This window comes from Moraxella sp. CTOTU48841, from assembly GCF_032061225.1.
Classification (GTDB): domain Bacteria; phylum Pseudomonadota; class Gammaproteobacteria; order Pseudomonadales; family Moraxellaceae; genus Faucicola; species Faucicola cinerea.
Map to the genome: position 1 here is coordinate 72,577 of NZ_DAMBFQ010000002.1, position 24,173 is coordinate 96,749.

Consider the following 24,173-nt stretch of genomic DNA (forward strand, 5'->3'; position numbering starts at 1 on the left):
TTGCCAAAAAAATCTGTTATAATTAAGGGTTTATTTTAGGCGAAACATTTAGGTGTAGTCATGACAGTTGCTACTTTTGACCCAAAAGCACAGATTTCCAAAACTCAAAATTTGGTAACGCCAACGCTAGCGGTGAGTGTTGAACCCAACATGCCACCAGTGGATACTCGTGTCAAACGCGTGTTTATCGAGACCCAAGGCTGTCAGATGAATGTGTATGACTCTGAAAAAATGGCAGATGTGCTAGGCGACTCCCATGGCATGGTGCTGACGGACAATCCTGAAGAAGCCGATGTGCTGCTCATGAATACCTGTTCGATTCGTGAAAAAGCGCAAGAAAAAGTATTTTCTGAACTCGGACGCTGGAAAAAGCTTAAAGAGAAAAACCCGAATTTGGTCATCGGTGTGGGTGGCTGCGTGGCGTCACAAGAAGGCGATAAAATCCAAAGCCGTGCCCCGCATGTCGATATGGTGTTTGGACCGCAAACCCTGCATCGCCTGCCAGAACTGTATGACCAATCTACCAAACAGCTGGATGTCAAACCCAAAAACCGTATCGGCGTCGTCGATGTGTCTTTCCCTAGCATTGAAAAATTTGACTTTTTACCCGAGCCCAAAGTGGAAGGGTTTAAGGCGTTTGTATCCATCATGGAAGGCTGCTCAAAATACTGCTCATTTTGCGTGGTGCCTTACACCCGCGGGGAAGAAATCTCGCGTCCACTCGATGACGTACTGGCTGAGATTGACAGCCTTGCTAGCCAAGGGGTACGTGAAGTAACACTATTGGGGCAAAACGTCAATGGCTATCGCGGTGAAAAACACGATGGCACGATTTGCCGTTTTAGTGAGTTATTGCATTATGTGGCGCACGTTGACGGCATTGAGCGTATTCGCTATACCACCAGCCATCCACTGGAATTTAGCGATGATATCATTGAAGCGTATGCCAAAATACCAAAACTGGTATCCCACCTGCACCTACCCGTGCAAAGTGGCTCCAACGCTATCCTAGCTGCCATGAAGCGTAACCACACCATTGATATTTATATTGAGCAAATCCGCAAACTGCGCGCGGTGCGCCCTGATATGTATTTATCAAGCGATTTTATTATCGGTTTTCCCAATGAAACCGACAAAGATTTCCAAGATACGCTCAATCTTGCCAAAGATTTGGATTTTGACCATTCTTATAGCTTTATTTACTCAAAGCGTCCAGGCACACCTGCGTCAGACTTGCCCGACAATATCGATATAGCAACCAAAAAAGCCCGTTTGGCTGAGTTTCAAAAGGTGATTGTCGATTCAACTTGGGCAAAAACCCAAGGCATGGTGGGTCAAACCGTGCGTGTGCTGGTGGAGCAACATGGCGACCGCAATCCTGAATTTTTGATGGGAACGGCGGATAATACGCGAACGGTATTGTTCAAAGGCGATGATGCGTTGATTGGTAAACTGGTGATGGTGAAAGTCACGCGTGCCATGAGTCCGCATTTGGTGGAAGGTGAGTTGGTGGATATTTTGGGGTAAATGCACGTTGTTATTTAACTGGTATTAACCGAAAATTTAAGGTCGCTTTTACAGGGGTTTTATCACTCATGCTAGTATAAGCCGTCACCACATATTGCGATGGGGCGTCAGCTTTTTGCATCGTATATACAAGTTCTTTGATAGGGAGTTGGTTAACATTATCTCTATCGCTGACAATCTGACTGGTAAGACCCAATTGCTTGGCGGTTTGGGTTACCATATTTTGGACTTCTGCTCTTACGGTCATTTCATCCGCATAATGGGCTTTTACTGAACATCTGTTTTTATCAGTTTCAACAAAATATTGTCCTCCTTCAATTGTATTAACACCCCAAACATGCTCTGCTGAAAGGTCAAAGTCTTGTTTTTGCTTGTCGGATAACTCAAATAGTTGATTTTGTTTGGATTGTTCTGCAATTTTTTGGCTATTAGCGCCTGTCAACACGCAATTTTCATAGAAGATTCGGACAGTTTGTTTGCCCAATGTTTGCAAATTTTTTGAAGCAGTAGCGCTGTCTGTGTTTACTGGTGAAACCGCAACATTGGTATCTTTATTGAGTGGGTTTGTTTTATTTAGTGGATTTGTGGATGACACAGATTGGCTACTATTGGGCTGTGTTGAGGTTATCCTACCATTACTTTCGGTCGAATTTGGCGACTGATTACAGGCAGTAAGAGCGATTGCAACTAGTCCAATACTTATACAGTATACGTAATGATTCATCACATTATCCTTAATATAATTTTTTGCCTATTATAGTTTTATCATCACAATCGCTACATTTTGTCTAATTTTTAACGTCATTTTGTTTGGTCAATCGTAACACTTCAAGCATAATGTTCTCTTTGGACACTTTTATCATGAGTCCTGCATAGATACTAGTAACAATTCAAACTAGCCTACTACTTGGGTATTCATTTTCATCGCCATTACTTGGCGAATCATTTCACTGATATGTTTTTTAGTATCATCATCTTGGGTTACAAGCCAATCACTCACATCTTTATCCAGCAAATGCTGTTGTTCCCGCAACCGATTAAGATGGGAAATTTGTGTCGCTCTTTGAGCATTTGAGAAATCGTATTCAGTTTGCATATTGTTTTTCCTCGTTTTTGGTTGCTTTTCGTGCAGATATTAACCGAATCATATCATCATTATCCACATAACAATAGACAACAACTAATAAGCGATTTGCCATTCCTAATAATACAAATCTTGGTTCATCGTGGTCAAAATCTTCACGTACTAGCGCATTCGGGTCAAGTAATGCAATTTTTGCTTCATCAAAATTTACACCATGTTTAATTTTATTACTCTCAGCTTTATTTTGGTCAAAAGTTATCTGTATCAATTTAGCGACCTACATTCATTTTTTCATTAACACTAGAAAAATATATCACATCTCTTTTTCTTTAGTGACACGTAATACTTCTTCCAATGTAGTTTTCCCTGCCAATACTTTTTTGAGTCCATCGGCACGAATTGACGGTGTCTTACTGCGGGCATAGCTTTCAAGCTCAAATTCTGCCGTTTGGCTATGAATCAGTTGTCGCAGTTTGTCATCCACAGGCACCACTTCATAAATCGCAGTACGTCCCCGAAATCCTGATTGATTGCACTTCTCGCAGCCCACAGGTTTTGGCAGTTTAATCTCTCCGACTTCGCCTATTTCAGTAAAAATTTGACTTTGAAACTCATCGGCGGCTGTCCATGTATGACAATGCGGACACAAGGTACGCACTAGTCGCTGTGCCACCACGCCAATGAGGCTCGATGACAGCAAAAACGGCTCAACCCCCATATCTTGTAGTCGCGTCACCGCACCAATCGCGGTGTTGGTATGCAGGGTCGAGAGTACCAAGTGACCTGTGAGTGACGCTTGCACCGCAATTTCTGCGGTTTCTAAATCGCGAATCTCCCCCACCATCACCACATCAGGGTCTTGGCGTAGCATGGCTCGCAGGCTACGGGCAAAGGTCATATCTACTTTATTATTGACTTGGGTTTGCCCAATACCATCTAGCTGAAACTCAATCGGGTCTTCAGCGGTCAAAATATTACGGGTGTTATCGTTCAAATCTGTTAAAGCCGCGTACAGCGTCGTGGTTTTGCCCGAACCTGTAGGACCTGTGACAAGAATAATGCCATGCGGTCGATGAATTAAGCGTTTAAGCTCGCTATAATCACTATCTGACAACCCCAAATAGGTCATATTTAACCGACCCGCCTGTTTATCCAACAGCCGCATCACCACACGTTCACCAAAATTTGATGGCAAGGTCGATACCCGTACATCCACTTCTCGCCCAGCCAGACGTAATGAGATGCGTCCATCCTGCGGTACCCGTTTTTCAGCGATATCGAGTTTTGCCATCACCTTGATACGCGACACCAGTAGTGGTGACAGTTCCCGTTTTGGACTGACGATTTCTTTAAGCACCCCATCTACCCGAAAACGCACCGATAGCCGTTTTTCAAAGGTTTCGATGTGAATATCTGAGGCGTTTAGGCGGATGGCTTCAGACAGTAGCGCATTGATTAGGCGAATAATCGGTGCGTCATCTTCTTGGTCCATCAAGTCTTCCGTCTCAGGGACACTGTCAGCCAGACTCATCAAATCGGGATGGTCTTCAAGCCCAGCGGCAATATGCTGAGATTCCCCTGTGTTACCTGCATAGACAGCGGCTAACTGCTTTTCAAAATCGTCACTTTGCGCCATGGCAAAAGTAAATGGCAGCGGCACTCCTGCTTGACTGGCAAAACGGTTGGCTTCGTTGATGGCTTCCATAGGGGTATCAGCCGTCATCAACAACGTCGGCGGGGCAGTCAAATCTTGCGAGTATTGCAACAGCAGTTGATGACGTTTGGCAAAACTATAGGGCAAGGCAATCGGATTTAGCATAGGGATTATCGAATGAAATAAGCCAAGAAAAGATGCGTTCCATTGTAGCTTATCAACATGACAAATCCTACTAAGGCGCACAAAAAGACCCTGAGACAAGCTATATTTTGTTATACTAAAGCATTTTTTACTGATTGATAACCATGACAATCAAAATCTAAAAAGGGATGACAATGACCCAAACCACTTCAACTCAAAATCCTGAAACCCAAAATCTTTCAAGCCAAAATACGCTGACCGCCCCAAACGACCTCCTACACATTGGTTCGCGCACGTTTACCTCTCGTTTGCTCGTCGGTACTGGCAAATATACAGATTTGGCACAAACAGGCGAAGCCATCGCTGCCAGTGGCGCAGAGATTGTTACGGTAGCCATTCGCCGCGTAAATATCGGGCAGAAGAAAGATGAACCCAATCTACTCGATGTGATTTCTCCCGAGAAATACACCATTCTACCCAACACCGCGGGCTGTTTTGATGCTGATACTGCTGTGCGTACCTGTCAATTAGCGCGTGAATTGTTGGATGGGCACAACCTTGTCAAACTTGAAGTATTGGGCGATGAAAAAAACTTGTATCCCAATGTTATCGAAACCGTGAAAGCCGCTAAGACCTTGATTGATGATGGCTTTGATGTGATGGTGTACACCTCAGATGACCCGATTGTTGCCAAAGAACTAGAGAGCATGGGCTGTGTGGCGATTATGCCATTGGGCAGTTTGATTGGCTCAGGTCTAGGATTGCTCAATCGCCATACTTTAAGTCTAATCATTGAGCAGACCCAAGTGCCGGTGTTGGTGGATGCAGGTGTGGGTACCGCCAGTGATGCTGCCATTGCCTTGGAATTAGGCTGTGATGGTGTGCTGATGAACACCGCGATTGCCCATGCACAAAACCCTGTATTGATGGCCTCTGCCATGAAACATGCGGTGATAGCTGGACGTGAGGCTTTCTTAGCGGGTCGTATGCCAGCACGCTATATGGCACAAGCTAGCTCGCCACAGACTGGCTATTTTTTCCGCTAATTTATTATTTCACACTTAAGGACATCGCATGCGTCTGCTCACCGCCATTGACCAGTTATTTATCTTACTTGAAAATCGCAATCAGCCGATGCACATTGGTGGGCTGTTCTTGTTTGAGATTCCCGATGGCGCAAGCGATACCTTTGTCAGTGATTTGGTGCAGCAGATGGTCACGCAAAAGACGCCGCCGAGTTTTCCGTTTAACCAAGTGTTATATCATTTAGCATGGTGGAAAACCGATGAAAACTTTGAAGTCGACCATCATTTTCGCCATATCGCCCTGCCCAAACCGGCACGCATCCGTGAGCTATTGACTTATGTGTCCCAAGAGCACAGCAAATTACTCAATCGTGCCAAACCGATGTGGGAATGTCACATCATCGAGGGGATTGAAGGCAATCGTTTTGCGTTGTATTTTAAGATTCATCATTCTATGGTCGATGGGATAGCGGCGATTCGTTTGGTCAAAAAATCGCTATCAGAATCGCCAACCGAGCGTATTAGCTTGCCAATTTGGTCGCTAATGACCCGTCATCGTCACCAACTCGATGCTTTGATACCAGAAGATAAATCCCTTCTGCGTGTCGTCAAAGAGCAAGCGCTCGCTATCCCACCTGCCATCAAAGCCTTAGGTAAAAATGTGGTGGAGCGATTTCACAAAGACTACATTACCACTACCCAAGCGCCAGATAGCCCCCTCAACCAACCAGTATCAAGCTCACGGCGTATCTCTGCCCAATCTTATGAGCTTATTCGTTTTCAAACCATCGCCAAACATTACGCTGTGACCGTCAATGATGTGATTTTGGCGATTTGTTCGGGCGCGTTACGCCGTTATTTGCTCGATATCAATGGCTTACCCAAAAAACCCTTGATTGCTTTTGTACCCTTATCCCTGCGCGATGTCAACGATAGCACAAGCCAACACGTTGGCAATCAAATTACCTTTATTTTAGCCAATCTTGCCACCCACCTTGCCGACCCTGTTGCACGGTTAAAGACGATTAATGGCAGCACCAAAAATAGTAAAAAACGCTTTTCACGGATGAAGCAAGCCTCATCAATTATTTATAGTGGGGTTGCTTATAGCCGTGCAGGGTTGCAGGTACTTACGGGTCTGTTTCCCGATTATCGCGGTTTTAACTTGATTATCTCAAATGTACCCGGCTCGCATCAGCCTTTGTATTGGCAAGGGGCAAAACTGCAGGCGCTGTATCCTGCCTCGATTGTGCTCAATGACCAAGCGATGAATATCACCTTGTGTACTTACGTGGATAAAATCGAGTTTTGTATCGTCACCTGTAGCCAAATATTGCCCCATAGCCAACGATTACTCGCCTATATGGAAGAGGAACTCAAGCAGTTTGAATCACTCATCAGCAACTAGGCTGTGCCAAACTTTTATAATAAAAAACGGCAGTGAATGCCGTTTTTTAATGAAATAAACTTTATTTTATATTTAGTGATTTAAGATTTTTGACAAGAAATCTTTCGCACGCTCACTACGCGCACCGGCGAAGAATTCTTCACGGCTACAGTTTTCAACGATATGACCTTGATCCATAAAGATAATACGGTTGGCGACTTGGCGCGCAAAGCCCATTTCGTGGGTCACACACATCATGGTCATGCCTTCATTAGCAAGCTCAATCATCACCTCAAGCACCTCTTGAATCATCTCAGGGTCAAGCGCGGAAGTTGGCTCATCAAATAGCATTGCAATAGGGTCCATACTGAGCGCACGCGCAATTGCTACCCGTTGCTGCTGACCGCCTGACAATTCGGCAGGGTATTTTTTGGCATGCGCTGACAAGCCCACGCGATCAAGATAACCCAAGCCTTTTTTCTGCGCTTCAGACTGACTACGACCCAATACTTTGATTTGTGCCAAGGTCAAATTTTCTAAGATAGATAAATGCGGAAACAGTTCAAAATGCTGAAATACCATCCCTACCCGGCTTCGTAGTTTTGGCAAGTCGGTTTCTTTGGCGCCGACCGACATGCCATCAATCAAGATTTCACCTTGTTGAAACGCTTCAAGCCCATTGACGGTTTTGATTAAAGTTGATTTACCGCTACCTGATGGACCACAGATAACAGTCACATCGCCTTTGTGCACATGCGCGGTACAGTCGGTCAATACTTGAAAGTCGCCATACCATTTACTGATTTTGTTGACATTAATCATGATATCGGGACTGGCGTGTCCACTGTTTGATACCAAGCCACCAAATTCGTTGAGCCAGGTGGTTTCATCAATTTTAGTAACTACTGACATGTTATTATTCCTTTATTCAATATTGATTAAGCCATGCGAAAGCGTTTGCGTAGGTGGTTGACAGCGGTCGATGCGGTTAGACTGACCACAAAATAAAACGCCCCTGCCAGCAAGATATAGGGGGTGAGTAACCCCATCAAGTCACCGCGCACGTATGAGGCTCGGAAGAAATCCACCAAGCCAATCGCAAACACCAAGGTGGTATCTTGGAACAAAATAATCGACTGCTGTAGCAGTAGCGGAAACATCTTGCGAAACGCTTGTGGCAAAATAATAAAGCGCATGGTCTGACCATAAGTCATACCTAAGGCTTTAGCAGCATTGACCTGTCCTTTGCCAATTGATTGGATACCCGCACGTACAATCTCAGAAAAATATGCGGCTTCAAACACCATAAATGCCACCACGCACGAAGTGAACGCCGTATCCAACGTCAAATACGTGCCCGTCACCAAGTTATACACCATCGGGACAGCAAAATAAAACCAAAGCAATACCAACAGCAGCGGCACTGAACGGAAAAAGTTGACATACAATTTGGCAGGCACGGCTAAAATTCGAACGCCTGACAACCGCATCAAGGCTAGAATCGTACCCAGCGCCAAACCGCCAATGATAGCTAAAAATAACACTTTAAAGGTAATCCATAAGCCACCCATCAACCCTGGCATTGCGGCTTGTAATTCCATCATATTCATGCGCCACCCCCATCGATTTGACCTTTGATGCGTAATTTTTTCTCAAGCCAAGTCATAAAATAAATCAACACCAAATTAAACAATAAATAAATAATCGTGGTAAAGGTATACACTTCGATATTGTTCTGGGTATATTCACTGATAGTTTTGGTTTGGCTAATCAGTTCAGTAACCCCGACCAATGAAGCGACCGAGGCATTCTTAAAACAGTTGGTAAGCTCAGAGCTCATCGGTGGTAAAATCACCCGAAATGCCTGTGGCAAGACGATATGGCGATACGTCTGAGGCAAGGTAAACCCAAGCGCATAGGCAGCATTGGTTTGCCCTTTTGGCAATGATTCAATGCCCGTACGCACTTGCTCAACGATACGCGCCGCAGTAAATAACCCAAGACCAATACTTGCCGAAATCACCGCCGAGGTATTTGGGTCTAACTCCTGAAACCACCATTTTTGTAAGGCAGGTGTCAGCCAAGTAGGTGCCACATAAAACCAGAAGAATAACTGTATTAATAGCGGAATGTTACGAAAAAAACTCACATAAGCCGTACCAATCGCTCTGGCAGTTTTATTTGGTAAAGTACGCATAATACCTAAAATCGTACCGATAATTAAGGCAATCAGCCAGCCACTCCCACCAATGACCAACAGCCATTTAAAGCCTGTCAATAGCCACTGCCAGTAGACTTCGTTGCCTACACCTGTTGGTTGCAGCAACACGCCCCAATTCCAACTATAATTCATTGCCACCCCCAAAATCCTGTCTAGCAAATTGATTTACCCAAAAACTAAAACTGACGTAACCACAATTGATAGGTGATGACGTCAGTTTTATGTTAAATAGTAACCTTCCTAACCTAGTTTGTTGTTATCCCATCAACTAGGGTTTTGCTGCACTTGCAATTGCATTGCTTGCAGATGCCACAGCGGTTGCCACATTACTAGCGCCCGTTGCTACTGCATTGACGGTAGCAGATGCGGCTGCATTAGCGACGTCTTTTGGTTGCGCGCCGTCATGTGGGTTTGCTAACAAGGCTTTTAAGTTGTCAGACATTTGGAAGTTCATGTTGATGTTTTTTGGTGGAATCGGTGACATGAACCATTTTTTGTAGATGTCGTTGATTTCACCTGATGAATAAGTCGCAACCAACGCATCATCGACTACTTTTTTGAATTCACTATCGTCTTTACGCATCATACAGCCATAAATTTCATACGATTGTGGGGTACCAACAATGACCCATTTGTTGGGATCTTTGGCTTTGGCTTTTTCACCCGCAAGCAGTACGTCATCCATCATAAAGGCTGCCGCACGACCGCTTTCTAACATCAAGAAAGATTCGCCGTGGTCTTTGGCAGAAACGATGTTAATGCCCATTTTTTTATCATCGTTGAGTTTTTTGATAAAACGCTCAGAGGTAGTACCTGCGGTAGTCACTAAGGTTTTGCCTTTTAAATCCGCAAAATCTTTGATGCCTGAATCTTTAGCGGTTAATAAGCGAGTACCAATCTCAAAGAAACCGTTTGAGAAAGCCACTTGTTTTTGGCGCTCTTCATTGTTGGTGGTTGAACCACACTCTAAGTCAACCGTACCATTTTGTACCAATGGGATACGGGTTTGTGAGGTTACGAGGTTGTAACGCACTTTGAGGTCTGGCATATTCAATTGTTTTTTGACTGCATCAACAATTTTTAATTGCAGGTCATGGGCATAACCTACAGGTTGGTTTGGTGTACCTGCGATATAAGAAAATGGAATTGAGGAATCACGGTAACCCAGTACGATTTCCCCTGATTTTTTAATTTTATCGAGCGTTTTTTCACCGGTAGCCGCTGCCGCTGGTTGGCTACCTTCAGTCCCTGCCGCTTTGTTGTCGCTGGCTTTGTTACAACCTGCAAGACCTAATGCCATAATAGCAACGGTTGCTAAGGCGATTGGCTTTTTAGAGATTAAAATCATCCTATGATCCTTGTCGTATAATACGTTTTTAGTTAATCTTTTCGCTGTGTGGCTGTCAATGCCAAATCTAGTGAAAAGACTCCCCCCATCTCTTTGTGTTTATCTTTCCCTATCCTTCATCATCCCTCATTGCACCCATTAAAATCTGGCAAAACCTTGCACAATGACTGATAAAAAATAGTTAAGGATACTCAAAAGATTTCAAATGTGAGTTTATAGTAATTTACTTTTCTGTGTTGTGACAATAGATTTACAAAAAATATTTTTTTCTTCAGCGACAATTTTTTTACCATTTTTTTGCTATTTTCGATTTTATCCCCATTTATAGCTCAATAAATTGATTAAAACTCACTTAAGATAGGTTATTTATGACAACAGCGACTCAAGCACTTCACGATTTTGATATGCGCCAACGTTTTTATTTTGAGCAAAGCCCCGTACGCGGCGACGTGGTACGAATCAACGACAGTCTGCAGACGATATTGCAGCAAAAAGATTACCCAGTTGCCCTGCAAAAACTACTTGGGGAAATGTTGGTTGCGGCAAGCTTGCTGATTGGTACATTAAAAATCGAAGGTCGTCTATCCATTCAATTGCAAAATTCAGGTGCAGCCGTGGATACTGAAGAGGACAGCTTAACTTGGGCGATGGCAGAGTGCGACCACCAAGGTCACATCCGAGGTCTTGCAGAGTGGACAGGCGCATGGCAATCCGCACAAACGGCGAATGATGCCTTTGCCAAACTTGGTAAAGTCGGTGAAGGGGTGTTATTTATTAATATCCAACCTGATGCCACGTATGGCACACAAGCAGAAGGCTATCAAGGCATCGTTGAGCGTGTGGCGGATAACTTAGCGGATTGTTTGGCACACTATCAGCAGCAATCCGTGCAGATTCCTACCCTAATCAACTTGGCTTGTGATGGTGAGCAAGCGGGCGGTATCGTGCTGCAGTTGCTACCACGTACCACAGAAGAAGAGTATGAGACAGTGGACAATGATTTGTTCCCCCGCTTAAAAATCTTAACCAAAACGTTAAAAGCTGAAGAATTAACCACCTTGCCAGCCGATGAGATTTTATATCGCCTGTATCATGAAGAAGATGTGGTGACGGCTGAGCCTATGCCGTTGACCTTTGCTTGTACTTGCTCACAGCAGAAAAGTGAATCGGCAATTTTTCAGTTGGGCAAACCAGCTGCCTTAGAAATTGCTAATGAGCATGGAGGCGCGGTGGCGTTAGATTGTGGTTTCTGCGGGCATGTTTACCGTTTTGATCACAAAGATATTGAAATGATTTTTGCTTAATTTAAAGGCTTGCATAGTTAACTTTACATCATTTAAAATTGCGCAATATTGGTTACGCTTCTAGTCGATGTGATAGCCAAAACTAATACCAAAGTTACAAGTTAACTTTGGTATTTTTTTGCATATTTGATAAGTTATAAGCATCAGGTTTGAGATAACTTAAGTTAAACTTGATAAGTTTCAGATTAAAAATTAATTAGGAAAATAATACAATAGAAAATAAGGATATCGTTATGTCAGTGGCAAAAAATATTGAAATTAGCAGCAGCTCAACGGTAAGTTTTGAAGATGCAATCAAAAAAGGCATTGCACAAGTCAACAAAACAGTTAATAACGTGGAAGGTGCTTGGATTAAAGAGCAAAAAGTACGCATTAGTGATGGTAATATCACTAACTATAACGTGATGATGATTGTTAGCTTTGTAATTGAAGATGACAGCACTGATTTAAAATAAAGATTTTATTTATCTATAAAAACCCTAGCATAGGCTAGGGTTTTTTGTTGGTTGCCATTATTCTTCCACCCATTTGCCTTTACGATAAACCAAGGCAAACTTAGTCGCTTTGCCGTCTTTTTCTGAGCCGATATATTGCTCGGCATTTTTACGACTCCAACGTAAAATCGTAGGATTGCCCTCATTGTCGGTATCTGGCGCGCTAAATAAATACTGGAATTTATCTTCCAACTGATCTTGTATCGTGCGTAATTCTGACAGTTTTGGTGGGCGCGTCTCTCGCACTTTAGGAAATTTTGACGCTGCCAAGAATAACCCTGCTGCCCCTTCACGCAAAATATAATGGTCATCAAATTTTTGTGACTTGAGTTCTGGCATAGGGATTGCGGTCATGCGTGGTGGCGCGGCATCGCCATTTTTGAGCACTTTACGGGTATTATCACACTGCTGACAGGCAAAATAGGCACCGAAACGTCCAGTTTTAAGCACCATTTGCCCATCGCATTTATCACAAGGTATGGTAGGCACATCATCATTGCCTGCGGTTTCAAAGACACCTTTTTCTAATAGATAGCCATCACAGTCAGGATTGTTACCACAGACATGGAGTTTTAACCCACCATCTACGATATACCCATCCATCGCGGTATGGCATTTCGGGCAGCGTTTTTTCTCAAGTAGCGCTTGGATTTCGTCGTTGTTGTCCGCGTCGTCCTCACCGAGATTTTGGCTCTCTTTACTGGTTTGGCTATGAAAGGCCTCCACAGGCATCAAGTTTTTGGTGCCTTTACAACGCTCTTTGGGGGGTAAATTATAGCCGGTACAACCCAAAAACACCCCTGTTGAACCGGTACGGATCTGCATTGGGCGCTGACATAAGTCACAATGAATATCTGGAACATCGGTTGGGTCATTGGGCTTCATGCCGTCTTCGTCTTTGGCACGCTCTAACTTGCCTTTAAAATCGCCATAAAAATCATCCAGCACTTTTTTCCAGTTTTGCTGGCCTTCAGCGACTTCATCTAGGTTTTCTTCCAGCCCAGCGGTAAAAGTGTAGTCCATTAAATGCGGAAAGCTGTTGACCAATCTGTCAGTGACGATATCACCCATTTTTTCGGCGAATAAACGTTTGTTTTCTACCTTGACATAACCCCGTTCTTGAATGGTTGAGATGATAGCGGCATACGTGGACGGACGGCCAATCCCACGTTTTTCCAATTCTTTGACTAAGCTTGCTTCAGTATAGCGAGCCGGTGGCTTGGTAAAATGTTGGGTAGGCTCGATAGTATCGACCACCAATTTTTCCCCGATTTTTACATCAGGTAAAAGATTGTCTTCATTTTTGGCCGGGGGCTGTACTTTGGTGTACCCATCAAAGGTCATCACGCGACCTTTGGCTCTCAGCTCAATCTCGCCAGCGTTGACAATCAACGTCATGGATTGGTACTGCGCAGGTGGCATCTGACACGCCACAAACTGGCGCCAAATCAGCTCATATAAGCGCTGGGCATCGCGCTCCATATCTTTTAGCGAGGCAGATTGCACCAAAACGTCTGAGGGGCGAATCGCTTCGTGCGCCTCTTGGGCGTTTTGCTTGTTACCATACACATTGGGCGATTTTGGGACATATTTTGCGCCGTATTGCTTGTCAATAAAACCGCGTACACTGGTGAGTGCATCCGCTGACAAAAAAGTACTGTCGGTTCGCATATAGGTGATATGACCTGCTTCATACAGGCGCTGAGCCAGCATCATGGTTTTTTTAACCGGAAAACCAAGGCGGGTACTTGCGGCTTGTTGGAGTGTCGAGGTAATAAAAGGTGCAGCAGGTTTTGACTGGGTAGGTTTTTCTTCCCGATCCGCTACGATAAAATCTGACTGTTCAAGCAGCGCAACAATCGCACTGGTCTGTTCTTCGTTTTTTAGTTCAAGGGGTTTGCCGGATTTTTTTACCGCTTCTAGGCGAATGGTCTCTTGTTTGGCTTGCTGACTGTGGGTATTGCTGTGAATTTCCCAATATTCCACTGGAGTAAAAGCACGAATTTCACGTTCACGCTCTACCACTAGACGCGTGGCGACAGATTGTACTCGCCCTGCCGACAATCCGCGCGCTACTTTTTGCCATAGTAATGGCGATACCATAAATCCTACCACACGGTCTAAAAATCGTCTGGCTTGCTGCGCGTTGACACGGTCATAGTTTAACTTAGTGGGGCTTTTAAAGGCATTTTGAATCGCGTTTTTGGTGATTTCGTTAAATACCACGCGGCTGTATTTGTCATCACTGCCACCGATAACTTCTTTGAGATGCCAAGCAATCGCTTCCCCTTCTCTATCCAAGTCGGTTGCAAGATAAATTTCTTTGGCGTCTTTGGCCAAGGATTTTAATTCTTTAATCACTTTAACTTTGCTGGGTAGAATTTCATAATGTGCCACCCAGTCGTGCTCGGGGTCTATTCCCATACGCCGTACCAAGGCTTGCTGCGCTTTTTGCTCTTTGGTGAGTTTGGTATCCGACTTATCGTCGGTTTTTGCTGCGCCAGAACCCGACACAGGTAAATCACGCACATGCCCCACACTAGAGCGGACGATAAAATCATTTCCCAGATACTTATTGATGGTTTTGGCTTTGGCAGGGGATTCCACAATCACCAAGGCTTTGCCTTGCCCCGACGTTTTAGGCGCTGTTTTTGATGCTTTTGATGTGGCTGTTGATTTAGGCGCGGCGGCTTTGGTGTCTGCTTTTGTATCAGCCGTATCCGTGGTTTTGGTTGATTTTCTCGCTGTCGGTGTTTTACTCATGTTGGGTTCACAAAATCATTAAAAAGGGTAAGTTAAAATACGAAAAGTTAGTTATTCTGCACCAATTTGGCATAATCATGCAATTTACTTTTTAACATGATTAGGTCTTTTTCGGTGGTTTCAAGTTCTGATTTTATGCCCAGTTGGCTATTTTCTTGCCAATAAATACACACAAAATTGGCTTTACAGCTTAAACCTTTAACGGTTGTTGCGATGGAGGCCGGTAAATCCACCTCCCGATTATCAAGCGCAAAATTAGCGGGATAATGCCCGGTAAAGGGTCGCCATTTGCCCTCAATCACCTGATAATCACAGGGGCGCATCTTCGCGTCCTCAATCACCACGCCATATTGCGCCATCATGCCTTTACCGCGTTCGCCTGTATCGCCGATAATCCAATCGGGGCATGCGACCAGTTTTGGCTGCACGCCCACGCGTCTGGCTGCCATACGCAGATTATCACGCATGGTCTCACGTGCAGATGGTTTTAACCCCATGATACTACCGACAATAAACACCCCGATGGCGATGGCTATCCATATTCCCATTGATTATATTACTCGTACCAGCTGCTATTTTTGGATTTTTTAGATGACGTTTTTGCTTCAGCTTTGTTTTCGGCTTTGGCGTCAACTTTGTCAGTCGGCTGCGGCTCGGAAGCTAGCATATCCATAATCGGCTGCCACTGGGCTTGAATGTCTCGATACGGTTTTTGGCTTTTATCAAAAATCGTCAAGCCGCGCTCTGCCAAGGCTTGATAAATACTACGCTCAGATAGCCAAGCCAGTGGCTGCTGCCCAATATCAGCAAAATATGCCATCAGTTTTTCGGTCGGTTCATTGTCCTGCATCAATTGACTACGCACACGATTGGCAACCAGATAAATATCGACTTTGCCTTTACGGATACGTTTGATGTCTTCTAGGCTTTTTAAAAAGCGTTTGGTACTGTCAATATCAAAAAAAGCAGGCAAAACAGGAATTAAAATCGCCTTGCATTCGGCAATCAGCTGCTCGGCTTTAGTGCCTGATAACGCACCTGGGGCATCAATAATCAGCCAGTCGTTTTTACCCAAGGTTTTTGGGATATCACCTATATCATTGCTATCGCGCCAGTCAATACCAATAATGGCAGGTACGTCCGCTGGGCGCATTTTTAGCCACTGTAGGCTTGATTTTTGGGGGTCTGCATCCGCCAATGCCACTGTTTTGCCTTGGTTTGCCAACGCCGCCGCTAGACTTATCGCAATCGAGGTTTTACCACATCCCCCTTTTTGATTGGCGATTAAAATTTTTTGCATGACCCTCACCCTGTTGATAAAAAATTAATGCAATATCACCACATTAACCCAAAATTTTGACCCTATTAATTTGATGCTATTCATTTGGTTGTATTAAGTAGCCTAACAAAATTTTAACCATTGATAAATGCTTTTATATAAATAATCTGCTAAATTAAAAAATATCAATTCATTAACGGTTTAATCGGTTTAGCCAGTTTTTGACTGGCTAATAGCGACCGCAAACCTCAAAGGTGCCACCATGACGATACTTTCATTCATAGAGACCTATCACCCAGCAACCAACTCAAAAAAACTGCTTGGACTGTTTGCTGTCACTGCCTCGATGACAGGTTGTGCTACCTTGGGCGGCGGATTAACACCCACTCAATGCCAACAAAGCAATTGGCAAACCATTGGTTATCAAGATGGTTTACTGGGTCGCAGTCAAGATTATATTCAAAAGCATATCAAGCAATGCGCTAAAGCTAATATCACACCCAACCAGCAACAGTGGCGACAAGGTCGTGAAGAAGGGTTAAAACGTTATTGCACGCCGCTACGCGCTTACCAGTTGGGACGTGAGGGCTATGACTACAATGATGTATGCCCACAATCGATGACGCTTGATTTGTTAAAAGCGCATGATGAAGGTTATCTCAACTACCAACGTGAGCAAAGACTAAACCAACTGTGGTACAACACCGATCCATTTTGGGATTCACCATTTTATGGAAGGCTCGGCGGTTTTGGCGGCTACGGTGGCTGGTCACGCCCGTATTATCCTCGCATCGCACCTAACAACCGCCACCCAAAATACATTAATACCCATCAGCCTAAATCAAGCCAACCTGTAGCGCCTCGCCCCGTTACCCCTAGCAATGATGCAACCATAGGGTCAAAAAAATAATCGCGGCTAAGATAAAAATAACGCGACAATTCGTTGTGAAATTTTGTTTTGAAATCTCGTTGCGCAATCTCGTTTAGCGATACGGCTCGTTGCGTGATGGCAACAATTTACAAATTAAAACTAAAAAAGAAGTTCGGGTTTATTTAATCGAACTTTCTTATTAAACCAGTAGCTTATCGAATCAACCGCTTATCACCTCAATAGCTTAACCCATTACAGTAACCAAAATAGCCGTGTGCTTGACCCGCTTAGTTATCAAATCAAAGGATTGATTGTCGGTATTTTTTGGCTCTCAGCGTTTTGGCGGGCGTTGGATTTTTGAGGCGCTTTGTTTTTCTGAGATTTGGTGGGGTCAAAGGTTTGCACATCAGGTGCGATTGGTACCCCTTTTTGCTGAAGCTGCTCATCAATCTGCCCCGCTTGGATGTTTTCCCCTTCAAATACACGGATATGCTCATCACGCTTTAACTGCAAATTTTCAAAGTCAAACAACTCCCGGTCAGCGAGCTGTGACGGTGCGACATTTTGCATCGCGCCAAATATCGAATCCAAGCGATTCGGGTATTGCTGATCCCATGTGCGTAGCATGTCATTAATCATCGCCCGTTGTAGGTTTTCTTGGCTGCCGCACAGGTTACAAGGAATAATCGGAAACTGCTTGTAATTGGCATATTTGATAATGTCTTTTTCTTCCACATACGCAAGCGGACGAATTAAGATATTTTGCCCATCATCCGATAGCAGTTTTGGTGGCATCGCTTTGAGACTACCGCCGTGAAATAAATTTAAGAAAAACGTCGCCATGATATCATCACGGTGATGACCGAGTGCCACTTTGGTTGCACCGATTTGTTTGGCAAATCCATATAACGAACCACGGCGCAGACGTGAACATGCAGAACAGTAAGTTTTACCTTCTGGTACGATTTGCTTGACCACGCTATAGGTGTCTTTTTCTAAAATATAATACGGAATGCCATGCTTGGTCAGATAGTTGGGCAAAATATCTTCAGGATAGTCAGGTTGCTTTTGGTCAAGATTAACGGCAATCACATCAAACTGAATCGGTGCTATTTTCTTTAAGAACAATAAAATATCCAGTAAGGTAAAACTGTCTTTACCGCCTGAAATACACACCATGACCACATCACCATCTTCAATCATGTTGTAGTCACGAATCGCCCAAGAGACCAGCTTACGTAATTTTTTTTGTAGCTTGCGAAAACGCGCAGATTTGATGTCATCGCCTTGGCTGTCACCTTTGGCATCGCCCAAGGTTTGCTGCGCTTCATTATTTAACGCTTCGTTTAACGCTTCATTGTCTAAAGCATCATTGTTTGACGCCTCATCATCCCAATCCTTATCATCAAGCCCATCTACGTCACTCTCTACTAGTTGGGCTGATAATTGGGGATTTAATTCAACGGCAGACATGGCTGCCGCTGGGTTTACAGAATTGTTTGATTGCATAAGATACCTAACTGATGATAAACCAATAAATAAACCTATGATGACGCTATCGGCTATCAACGACGCGTTATTTATTGGAAAAATAGCAAATAAAAAAAGCATTTAACGTAAGGCAGACCAACCCCTCACAATAAATGCTTGATTGAGCGTATCTATAACCGCCTATCAGATAGAAAACGCCTATCACATAGTCGGCTATTATACGGTAAAATTACGCGCTTGTAGTCATTTGAATGACAGCTTGCTGTTTTAGAAGATATTTTTTATCCGTGTCATCCAACTGGTATTTTCTTTTTTCATTTGCGCCTCGATTTTTTTTTGTTGTTGCTCAAGCTTGATATCCATCAGATTTTTTTCTTTAAATAGGCTATATTGGGCATCGCCTTTGTAAAACTCAGTTTCACGGTAATTGTCATACGCATGTTGGAATAGCACATTGAGTACAGCGGCGAGCGGCAAAGCAATCAGCATACCTGCAATGCCTGCCAGTGCCGCCCCGGCAAGTACCGCAAATATCACCCACAATGGTGATAAACCAATTTTATCACCCAACAACAACGGCTGCAAAACATAACCTTCAACCGCCTGCCCTACCATAAAGGCACCGACAATTAACACTAAATGTACCCAGTCGACGCCAAATTGAAACAGCCCTGCAATAATCGCCGCAATAAAGCCAAGGGTAAAGCCAAGATACGGCACAAAACTTGCGATACCCGCCATCATACCGATGATAAGACCGACTTTAAGTCCAATGAGTTGCAGTTGTACCGCATACACCATACCAAGCAGCACCATCACCAGTAGCTGACCTTTGATAAATGACATCAACGCTTCATCACTTTCTTTGGCGATACGATAAACAGATGGAATATAACGGTTAGGGATCATATGACGCATTTTTACCAAGCGCTCATCCCAATTATATAAAAAATAAAACATCAAAATCGGCACCAGTACCACAATGCCAGCCACGTTGATTACATTCATGCCTGATAACATTAAATTGGTAAAAAATGACCGCGCATCGGTGATATTGTAGTTTTCTTTGAGAAAATCGACCAAGCCTTTGGACATATCACGCACTTGCATGGCAGGTAAGCGTATGGGGGTGTGAGAACGCACCCAGCCTCGCAGCGTATTGTTATAATAGTCAATCGCTGTCGGTACATACTTCCATGCCGATTGTAATTGCTCCCACACCAGTGGAATAAGCCACCAAAGTATCAATCCAATTATCAGCCCAGTGGACAAATATACCAGCAAAATCGCCACCCAGCGGCGAATATGCGCCTTGTCCTGTAATTTTTGTACGAGCGGATTAATCGCATACGATAAAATAAATGCTACCAAAAATGGCAAAATTACCGATTGTAATTGATAAATGATATAGCCTATTGCAACCAAAAACAGCGATATAAATACCCGTTTGAAAAACACATCTTTCGTAAATCGATAAGGGAATGGGTTGTACATAGGTTCCTCAAAAAAGCCAAATACGCCAAAAATATAAGGGTAATGTCAAATAAAAGACGGTCACTGCCATCGTTGTATTTTCGACTAATTTTAGGTAATTTGACAAAAATAGATAGCGCAAACTGCACAACTCATACAAATATTCAAAGCTATGTTATAAAGCCCTATCACATTTGTGGGGCTAGAAGGCGTCATCAACGATAAACACTCTAATATTAGCCAGGTAGGAAAGCGATGGATTATTTTTCTTTTTGATGGGAATTTGGGTATAATGCGCATATTACTTTTCCCAATGATTCTGGCGATAGGAAGACCATGACTACACAACCCACTTCGTTAAGTTATAAAGATGCTGGCGTCGATATCGATGCTGGCGAAGCGTTAGTTCAGCGCATTAAATCTGTTGCCAAAGCAACTAGCCGCTCTGAAGTAGTCGGTGGTTTGGGTGGATTTGGCGCCTTGTGCCGTATTCCGCAAGGCTATAAATCCCCTTTATTGGTCTCAGGGACTGATGGTGTCGGTACCAAACTCAAACTGGCTTTACAACTGCAGCAGCACGACACCATTGGTCAAGACTTGGTAGCGATGTGTGTGAATGACCTGCTAGTCTGTGGCGCCGAGCCATTATTTTTCTTGGATTATTATGCCACAGGAAAACTAGACGTCGATACCGCAGCAACGGTTATCACCGGTATCGGTGACGGCTGTAAATTGGCAAATTGTGCGCTCATTGGTGGTGAGACGGCTGAAATGCCGGGTATGTACCAAGATGACGACTATGATTTGGCAGGTTTTTGTGTAGGCGTCGTCGAAGAGTCGGAAGTTATCACGGGTAAAAACGTTGCCAACAGTGATGTATTAATCGGTATCGCCTCTAGTGGCGTGCATTCAAATGGTTACTCACTGGTGCGTAAAGTCATTGAAGTCAGCGGTGCCGATGTTGCCACTAAACAATTAGACGGCAAAGCATTAAAAGACGTGTTGATGGCACCGACAAAAATCTATGTCAAAGCCATTGGACAACTGCAAAAAACCTTGGGCAACGCAAGCTTGCATGCGATGGCACATATCACCGGTGGCGGCTTGACGGAGAACCTACCACGCGTATTGCCCGACCATTTGGCGGCGCAAATTGATGTGAATTCTTGGACATTCCCGCCTGTGTTTGCTTGGTTGCAAGAAAAAGGCAATATTGCGCAAATGGAAATGTACCGCACCTTCAACTGCGGTGTGGGTTTTGTCGTCGTGGTACCGGCAGATAAAGCAGGCCAAGCCATTGACTTACTCAATGAACAAGGCGAAACCGCATGGAAATTGGGTGAAATCGTTGAAAGAACAGGCGATGCGGTAACCTATCGTTAATTTTATCAGCGACACAATCGGTTATTTTACTATTGGGCTATTTTACCCTTGAGCTAATTTATCATTGAGCTAATTTAAAAGGTGCGTTTTTACGCACCTTAGTTTTTCCAACCTATTGCTTTGCTATCATTATGAAGTTGAACATGACAAACACTACCCCGTTAAAAATTGCCGTCCTTGTCTCTGGCAGTGGCAGTAACCTGCAAGTATTAATTGATAAGCAGCTACAGCAACTATTGAACATTCAAATCGTGGGCGTGATTAGTAATAAAGCCGATGCCTATGCACTTGAGCGCATCCGCCTTGCCAATGAGCAGCAGCAAGCCAATATTGCAACCGCGGTGATTGAGCGTGACGATAATGGCAAAAAATATACCCGTGTCGGTTTTGAGCAACGGGCACTGCAAGAATTGCGCGCGTGGCAACCTGATTTGGTGGTGTTGGCAGGATTTATGCGGATTTTAACGCCGCTGTTTATTGATGGGGTGACCAGCAAGGATGGATTAAACGTGCCGATGATAAATCTGCACCCGTCACTGCTACCCAATTATAAAGGCTTAGATACCCATACCCGTGTGCTACAATCAGGCGAGCGCTATCATGGTTGCAGCGTCCATCTGGTAACGAGCGAACTCGATGCAGGGGAAGTCATCGCCCAAGCAGTAACCTGCGTCAACGCGGCTGAGAGCGCTGACCAATTACAGCAGCGCGTTCATGCGATGGAGCACCAACTGCTGCCTATGGTGGTGGGGTTATTTGCTGAGCGGATTGTTTCACTGAAAAATAATCAACTCACCAACCGCCTTGGACTCAATTTGCCTATCAAGTTATGGTTATAGTAAAAAAAACGCCTACAATCAAATTTAGGCGTTTTTTTATGTTTATCACAGTTTACCCTCAAAGTGCCGATACACTCAATATCACGATTAGCAAAAATACATAGCGCCCTACCCACACGTTATCTAAAAATGCGTTAAAGCAAAGCGTGCGATCATAGGTGAGACATTGTTTATTTTGCCGATAAAACATGGCAACGATAGGTAGCAGCGCCAATACTGAAAGCGCACCAAAATAATGCCAAAACACGCCCGCCAAACTGAGCAAAAATACCCCTTGAAGTAGACTAATTATCAATACATCGTGTTTACCAAATAAAATCGCGGTGGATTTGACCCCAATTTTTAAATCATCCTCACGATCTGCCATTGCATATTGGGTATCATACGCCACCGTCCAGCACATATAGCCGAAAAACAGCAGCCAACACCAAATATCAACCTCGGTCTGACCCGTTAATACTTGCGATACCGCAACATACGCCATCGGAATCGCCCAGCCGAAAGCCGCCGCCAAAAACACTTGCGGCAAATGGGTAAAGCGTTTCATAAACGGATAGATAAACGCCAGCGCCACCGCACCAAATGACCAAATAAAGACCTGCACGGGCAAAAATACTAATAACGCTGCACTCACCCAAGATAAAATTAAAAACGTCCAAACCGCTTCTTTACCCGTCAAGCGACCATCCGCTAGCGGCCTACCTTTGGTTCGCGACACATGCCCATCAACTTTTCTGTCAGCAAAGTCATTGATGGCACAGCCTGCCGCTCGCATCAACACCGCACCCGTCGCAAAGATTGCCACCACATGCCACGGTGGGAGTTGCTCAAATCCTTTTGCCGCCAAAAACACCGCCCATAAAGTCGACCAAAACACCAGCTCAATGCCCACAGGCTTATCAAAGCGGGTCAAGTGAATATAGGCTTGTAGCTTATCTTTAAAAGACAGAGTGTGTGTAGTCATAGCATGTTTAATTAAACTAATCGAAAAAGGGGATAAAGTTGATGCTAGTGTAGCGCTAAATGTTAGCCAAATCGTCGATAAATTTGTTACCCTTACAGCTGTAAGCCAATCATCAGCAGTTGGTAATCCAGCCCAATCGGCGATTGGTCTTGCAGATAGCGTCTAAATACCGCCGTGTCGATGCGGTCTTTGCCAGAGACGGCGCCGCCCATTTGCTTGAGATTTTTTAACAGACTTTTTAAATTGTCATAAGAAAAAGCAAACGATTGCTCGGTGTGATACATTAGCGTGCCTTGCCGCTGTTGCCGCAAGGTCTCTATCGCCGCTAGCCAAGCGTGACTGGGCAAAAAATCAAAAACAGGTAACTTGGGAAAGCGCTGACTGACTTGATGAAAAGAACCTGCCACCGGAATCGCCAAATGCAGCTGACCTTTGGTTTTGACAATGCGCCCAAGCTCTGCGATAACGCTTGGCGATGTCCAATGAAGGGCAAAACTACTCATCACCAAATCGGCAGATTGATTCGCCAATGCCATATCTGCCATATTGGCGCAGAGCGCTTGGCTGTGCAGCGTCATTGGGAAAGTTGGTAGCGACGAGACTGGGCTAGATGACAGCGGCATCGACAAAAGATGCTCGACTCGCTGTTGCCAAATGGCAAGCATACTGGCAGCCGTATCGACGCCATATAACTGAGCGGAAGCTAACGCCGCGTTTTGTAAAAACTTTGACATCACCGCCTCAGTCAATTTTCCTGTACCACAGCCCACATCAACCACGCACATATCGGTTACACCGGTATGGTAACGCGCAATGAGCTTCGCCAAGTGCTCTGCCACCTGCGATTGAATCGGCGTGGCGGCATCGTATGAGTTGGCAAATTGTTCAAAAACAGGGGTGACAGTACAGGACATCATCGACT

The 24,173-nt window shown here is 44.3% G+C and carries 23 protein-coding genes; 8 read left to right on the top strand and 15 right to left on the bottom strand.

Annotated features, from left to right (window positions below):
- The first annotated feature begins 60 nt into the window (after positions 1–60).
- Positions 61–1,527 (top strand): tRNA (N6-isopentenyl adenosine(37)-C2)-methylthiotransferase MiaB, encoded by a 1,467-nt coding sequence (gene miaB, locus RT034_RS03040; protein ID WP_313013548.1) that lies wholly within the window; start codon positions 61–63, stop codon positions 1,525–1,527.
- A gap of 10 nt (positions 1,528–1,537) precedes the next feature.
- Here miaB and RT034_RS03045 read toward each other — a convergent pair whose 3' ends face one another.
- The 4 genes from RT034_RS03045 to gspE form a co-directional block, all read right to left on the bottom strand.
- Positions 1,538–2,251 carry an NMCC_0638 family (lipo)protein gene (locus tag RT034_RS03045; RefSeq protein ID WP_313013551.1) on the bottom strand — a complete coding sequence of 238 codons (714 nt, stop codon included), beginning with the start codon at positions 2,249–2,251 and terminating at the stop codon, positions 1,538–1,540.
- A 171-nt stretch (positions 2,252–2,422) separates the two neighbouring features.
- Positions 2,423–2,623, bottom strand: a complete 201-nt coding sequence (locus tag RT034_RS03050; protein WP_007116972.1) for a hypothetical protein — start codon at positions 2,621–2,623, stop codon at positions 2,423–2,425.
- Positions 2,613–2,879, bottom strand: a complete 267-nt coding sequence (locus RT034_RS03055) for a BrnT family toxin (protein WP_313013555.1) — start codon at positions 2,877–2,879, stop codon at positions 2,613–2,615. Before RT034_RS03055 ends, RT034_RS03050 begins: the two co-directional genes overlap by 11 nt.
- A 45-nt stretch (positions 2,880–2,924) precedes the next feature.
- A complete protein-coding gene (gspE, locus tag RT034_RS03060) occupies positions 2,925–4,430 on the bottom strand; it encodes a type II secretion system ATPase GspE (protein ID WP_313013559.1) in 1,506 nt (501 codons plus the stop codon).
- 173 nt (positions 4,431–4,603) lie between these two features.
- On the opposite strand from gspE, the gene RT034_RS03065 reads away from it, so the two are divergent.
- Positions 4,604–5,455 (top strand): thiazole synthase, encoded by an 852-nt coding sequence (locus tag RT034_RS03065; RefSeq protein WP_313013560.1) that lies wholly within the window; start codon positions 4,604–4,606, stop codon positions 5,453–5,455.
- 28 nt (positions 5,456–5,483) lie between these two features.
- A complete protein-coding gene (locus tag RT034_RS03070; RefSeq protein ID WP_313013562.1) occupies positions 5,484–6,842 on the top strand; it encodes a WS/DGAT/MGAT family O-acyltransferase in 1,359 nt (452 codons plus the stop codon).
- A gap of 72 nt (positions 6,843–6,914) precedes the next feature.
- On the opposite strand, the gene RT034_RS03075 is transcribed toward RT034_RS03070, so the two are convergent.
- The 4 genes from RT034_RS03075 to RT034_RS03090 form a co-directional block, all read right to left on the bottom strand.
- Positions 6,915–7,643, bottom strand: coding sequence for an amino acid ABC transporter ATP-binding protein (locus RT034_RS03075; protein WP_143822824.1), 729 nt, complete (start codon positions 7,641–7,643; stop codon positions 6,915–6,917).
- Between the two features lie 116 nt (positions 7,644–7,759).
- On the bottom strand, positions 7,760–8,431 hold the full coding sequence (locus tag RT034_RS03080) for an ABC transporter permease subunit (RefSeq protein ID WP_313013564.1): 672 nt from the start codon (positions 8,429–8,431) through the stop codon (positions 7,760–7,762).
- Complete coding sequence (locus tag RT034_RS03085; RefSeq protein ID WP_040404072.1) at positions 8,428–9,174, bottom strand: amino acid ABC transporter permease; 747 nt, start codon at positions 9,172–9,174, stop codon at positions 8,428–8,430. The genes RT034_RS03080 and RT034_RS03085 overlap by 4 nt, the downstream gene beginning before the upstream one ends.
- 136 nt (positions 9,175–9,310) lie before the next feature.
- On the bottom strand, positions 9,311–10,390 hold the full coding sequence (locus RT034_RS03090) for a glutamate/aspartate ABC transporter substrate-binding protein (RefSeq protein WP_257619899.1): 1,080 nt from the start codon (positions 10,388–10,390) through the stop codon (positions 9,311–9,313).
- 368 nt (positions 10,391–10,758) lie between these two features.
- On the opposite strand from RT034_RS03090, the gene hslO reads away from it, so the two are divergent.
- Positions 10,759–11,694: an Hsp33 family molecular chaperone HslO gene (gene hslO / locus RT034_RS03095; RefSeq protein ID WP_313013567.1), complete on the top strand. Its 936-nt coding sequence runs from the start codon at positions 10,759–10,761 to the stop codon at positions 11,692–11,694.
- A gap of 233 nt (positions 11,695–11,927) precedes the next feature.
- Complete coding sequence (locus RT034_RS03100; RefSeq protein ID WP_036593769.1) at positions 11,928–12,149, top strand: dodecin family protein; 222 nt, start codon at positions 11,928–11,930, stop codon at positions 12,147–12,149.
- A 57-nt stretch (positions 12,150–12,206) separates the two neighbouring features.
- On the opposite strand, the gene topA is transcribed toward RT034_RS03100, so the two are convergent.
- Genes topA through RT034_RS03115 form a run of 3 tightly spaced genes read right to left on the bottom strand, consistent with a single transcriptional unit; the run spans position 12,207 to position 16,251 of the window.
- The gene (gene topA / locus RT034_RS03105) at positions 12,207–14,951 is read right to left on the bottom strand and encodes a type I DNA topoisomerase (RefSeq protein ID WP_313013572.1); all 2,745 of its coding nucleotides are present in this window, start codon (positions 14,949–14,951) and stop codon (positions 12,207–12,209) included.
- Positions 14,952–14,998: 47 nt separating this feature from the next.
- Positions 14,999–15,499: a hypothetical protein gene (locus tag RT034_RS03110; RefSeq protein WP_007115614.1), complete on the bottom strand. Its 501-nt coding sequence runs from the start codon at positions 15,497–15,499 to the stop codon at positions 14,999–15,001.
- An 8-nt stretch (positions 15,500–15,507) separates the two neighbouring features.
- A complete protein-coding gene (locus tag RT034_RS03115) occupies positions 15,508–16,251 on the bottom strand; it encodes a nucleotide-binding protein (protein ID WP_313013578.1) in 744 nt (247 codons plus the stop codon).
- Positions 16,252–16,492: 241 nt separating this feature from the next.
- Between RT034_RS03115 and RT034_RS03120 the strand changes: the two genes are divergently transcribed.
- On the top strand, positions 16,493–17,140 hold the full coding sequence (locus RT034_RS03120; protein WP_313013580.1) for a DUF2799 domain-containing protein: 648 nt from the start codon (positions 16,493–16,495) through the stop codon (positions 17,138–17,140).
- A 255-nt stretch (positions 17,141–17,395) separates the two neighbouring features.
- Here RT034_RS03120 and ttcA read toward each other — a convergent pair whose 3' ends face one another.
- On the bottom strand, positions 17,396–18,574 hold the full coding sequence (ttcA, locus tag RT034_RS03125; RefSeq protein WP_409566302.1) for a tRNA 2-thiocytidine(32) synthetase TtcA: 1,179 nt from the start codon (positions 18,572–18,574) through the stop codon (positions 17,396–17,398).
- Between the two features lie 285 nt (positions 18,575–18,859).
- Entirely contained in the window at positions 18,860–20,086 is a 1,227-nt protein-coding gene (locus tag RT034_RS03130) for an AI-2E family transporter (protein WP_313013582.1), read from the bottom strand.
- A gap of 315 nt (positions 20,087–20,401) precedes the next feature.
- Here RT034_RS03130 and purM point away from each other — a divergent pair, with 315 nt between their 5' ends.
- Together purM and purN are read left to right on the top strand one after the other, a co-directional pair.
- Positions 20,402–21,448 carry a phosphoribosylformylglycinamidine cyclo-ligase gene (gene purM, locus RT034_RS03135; RefSeq protein WP_313013584.1) on the top strand — a complete coding sequence of 349 codons (1,047 nt, stop codon included), beginning with the start codon at positions 20,402–20,404 and terminating at the stop codon, positions 21,446–21,448.
- A 143-nt stretch (positions 21,449–21,591) separates the two neighbouring features.
- The gene (gene purN, locus RT034_RS03140) at positions 21,592–22,287 is read left to right on the top strand and encodes a phosphoribosylglycinamide formyltransferase (protein ID WP_313013586.1); all 696 of its coding nucleotides are present in this window, start codon (positions 21,592–21,594) and stop codon (positions 22,285–22,287) included.
- A gap of 58 nt (positions 22,288–22,345) precedes the next feature.
- Here the strand turns inward: purN and ubiA are convergent, their stop codons facing one another.
- A complete protein-coding gene (gene ubiA, locus RT034_RS03145) occupies positions 22,346–23,251 on the bottom strand; it encodes a 4-hydroxybenzoate octaprenyltransferase (protein ID WP_313013588.1) in 906 nt (301 codons plus the stop codon).
- A 92-nt stretch (positions 23,252–23,343) separates the two neighbouring features.
- Positions 23,344–24,168 (bottom strand): methyltransferase domain-containing protein, encoded by an 825-nt coding sequence (locus tag RT034_RS03150; RefSeq protein WP_313013590.1) that lies wholly within the window; start codon positions 24,166–24,168, stop codon positions 23,344–23,346.
- Positions 24,169–24,173 lie beyond the last annotated feature (5 nt).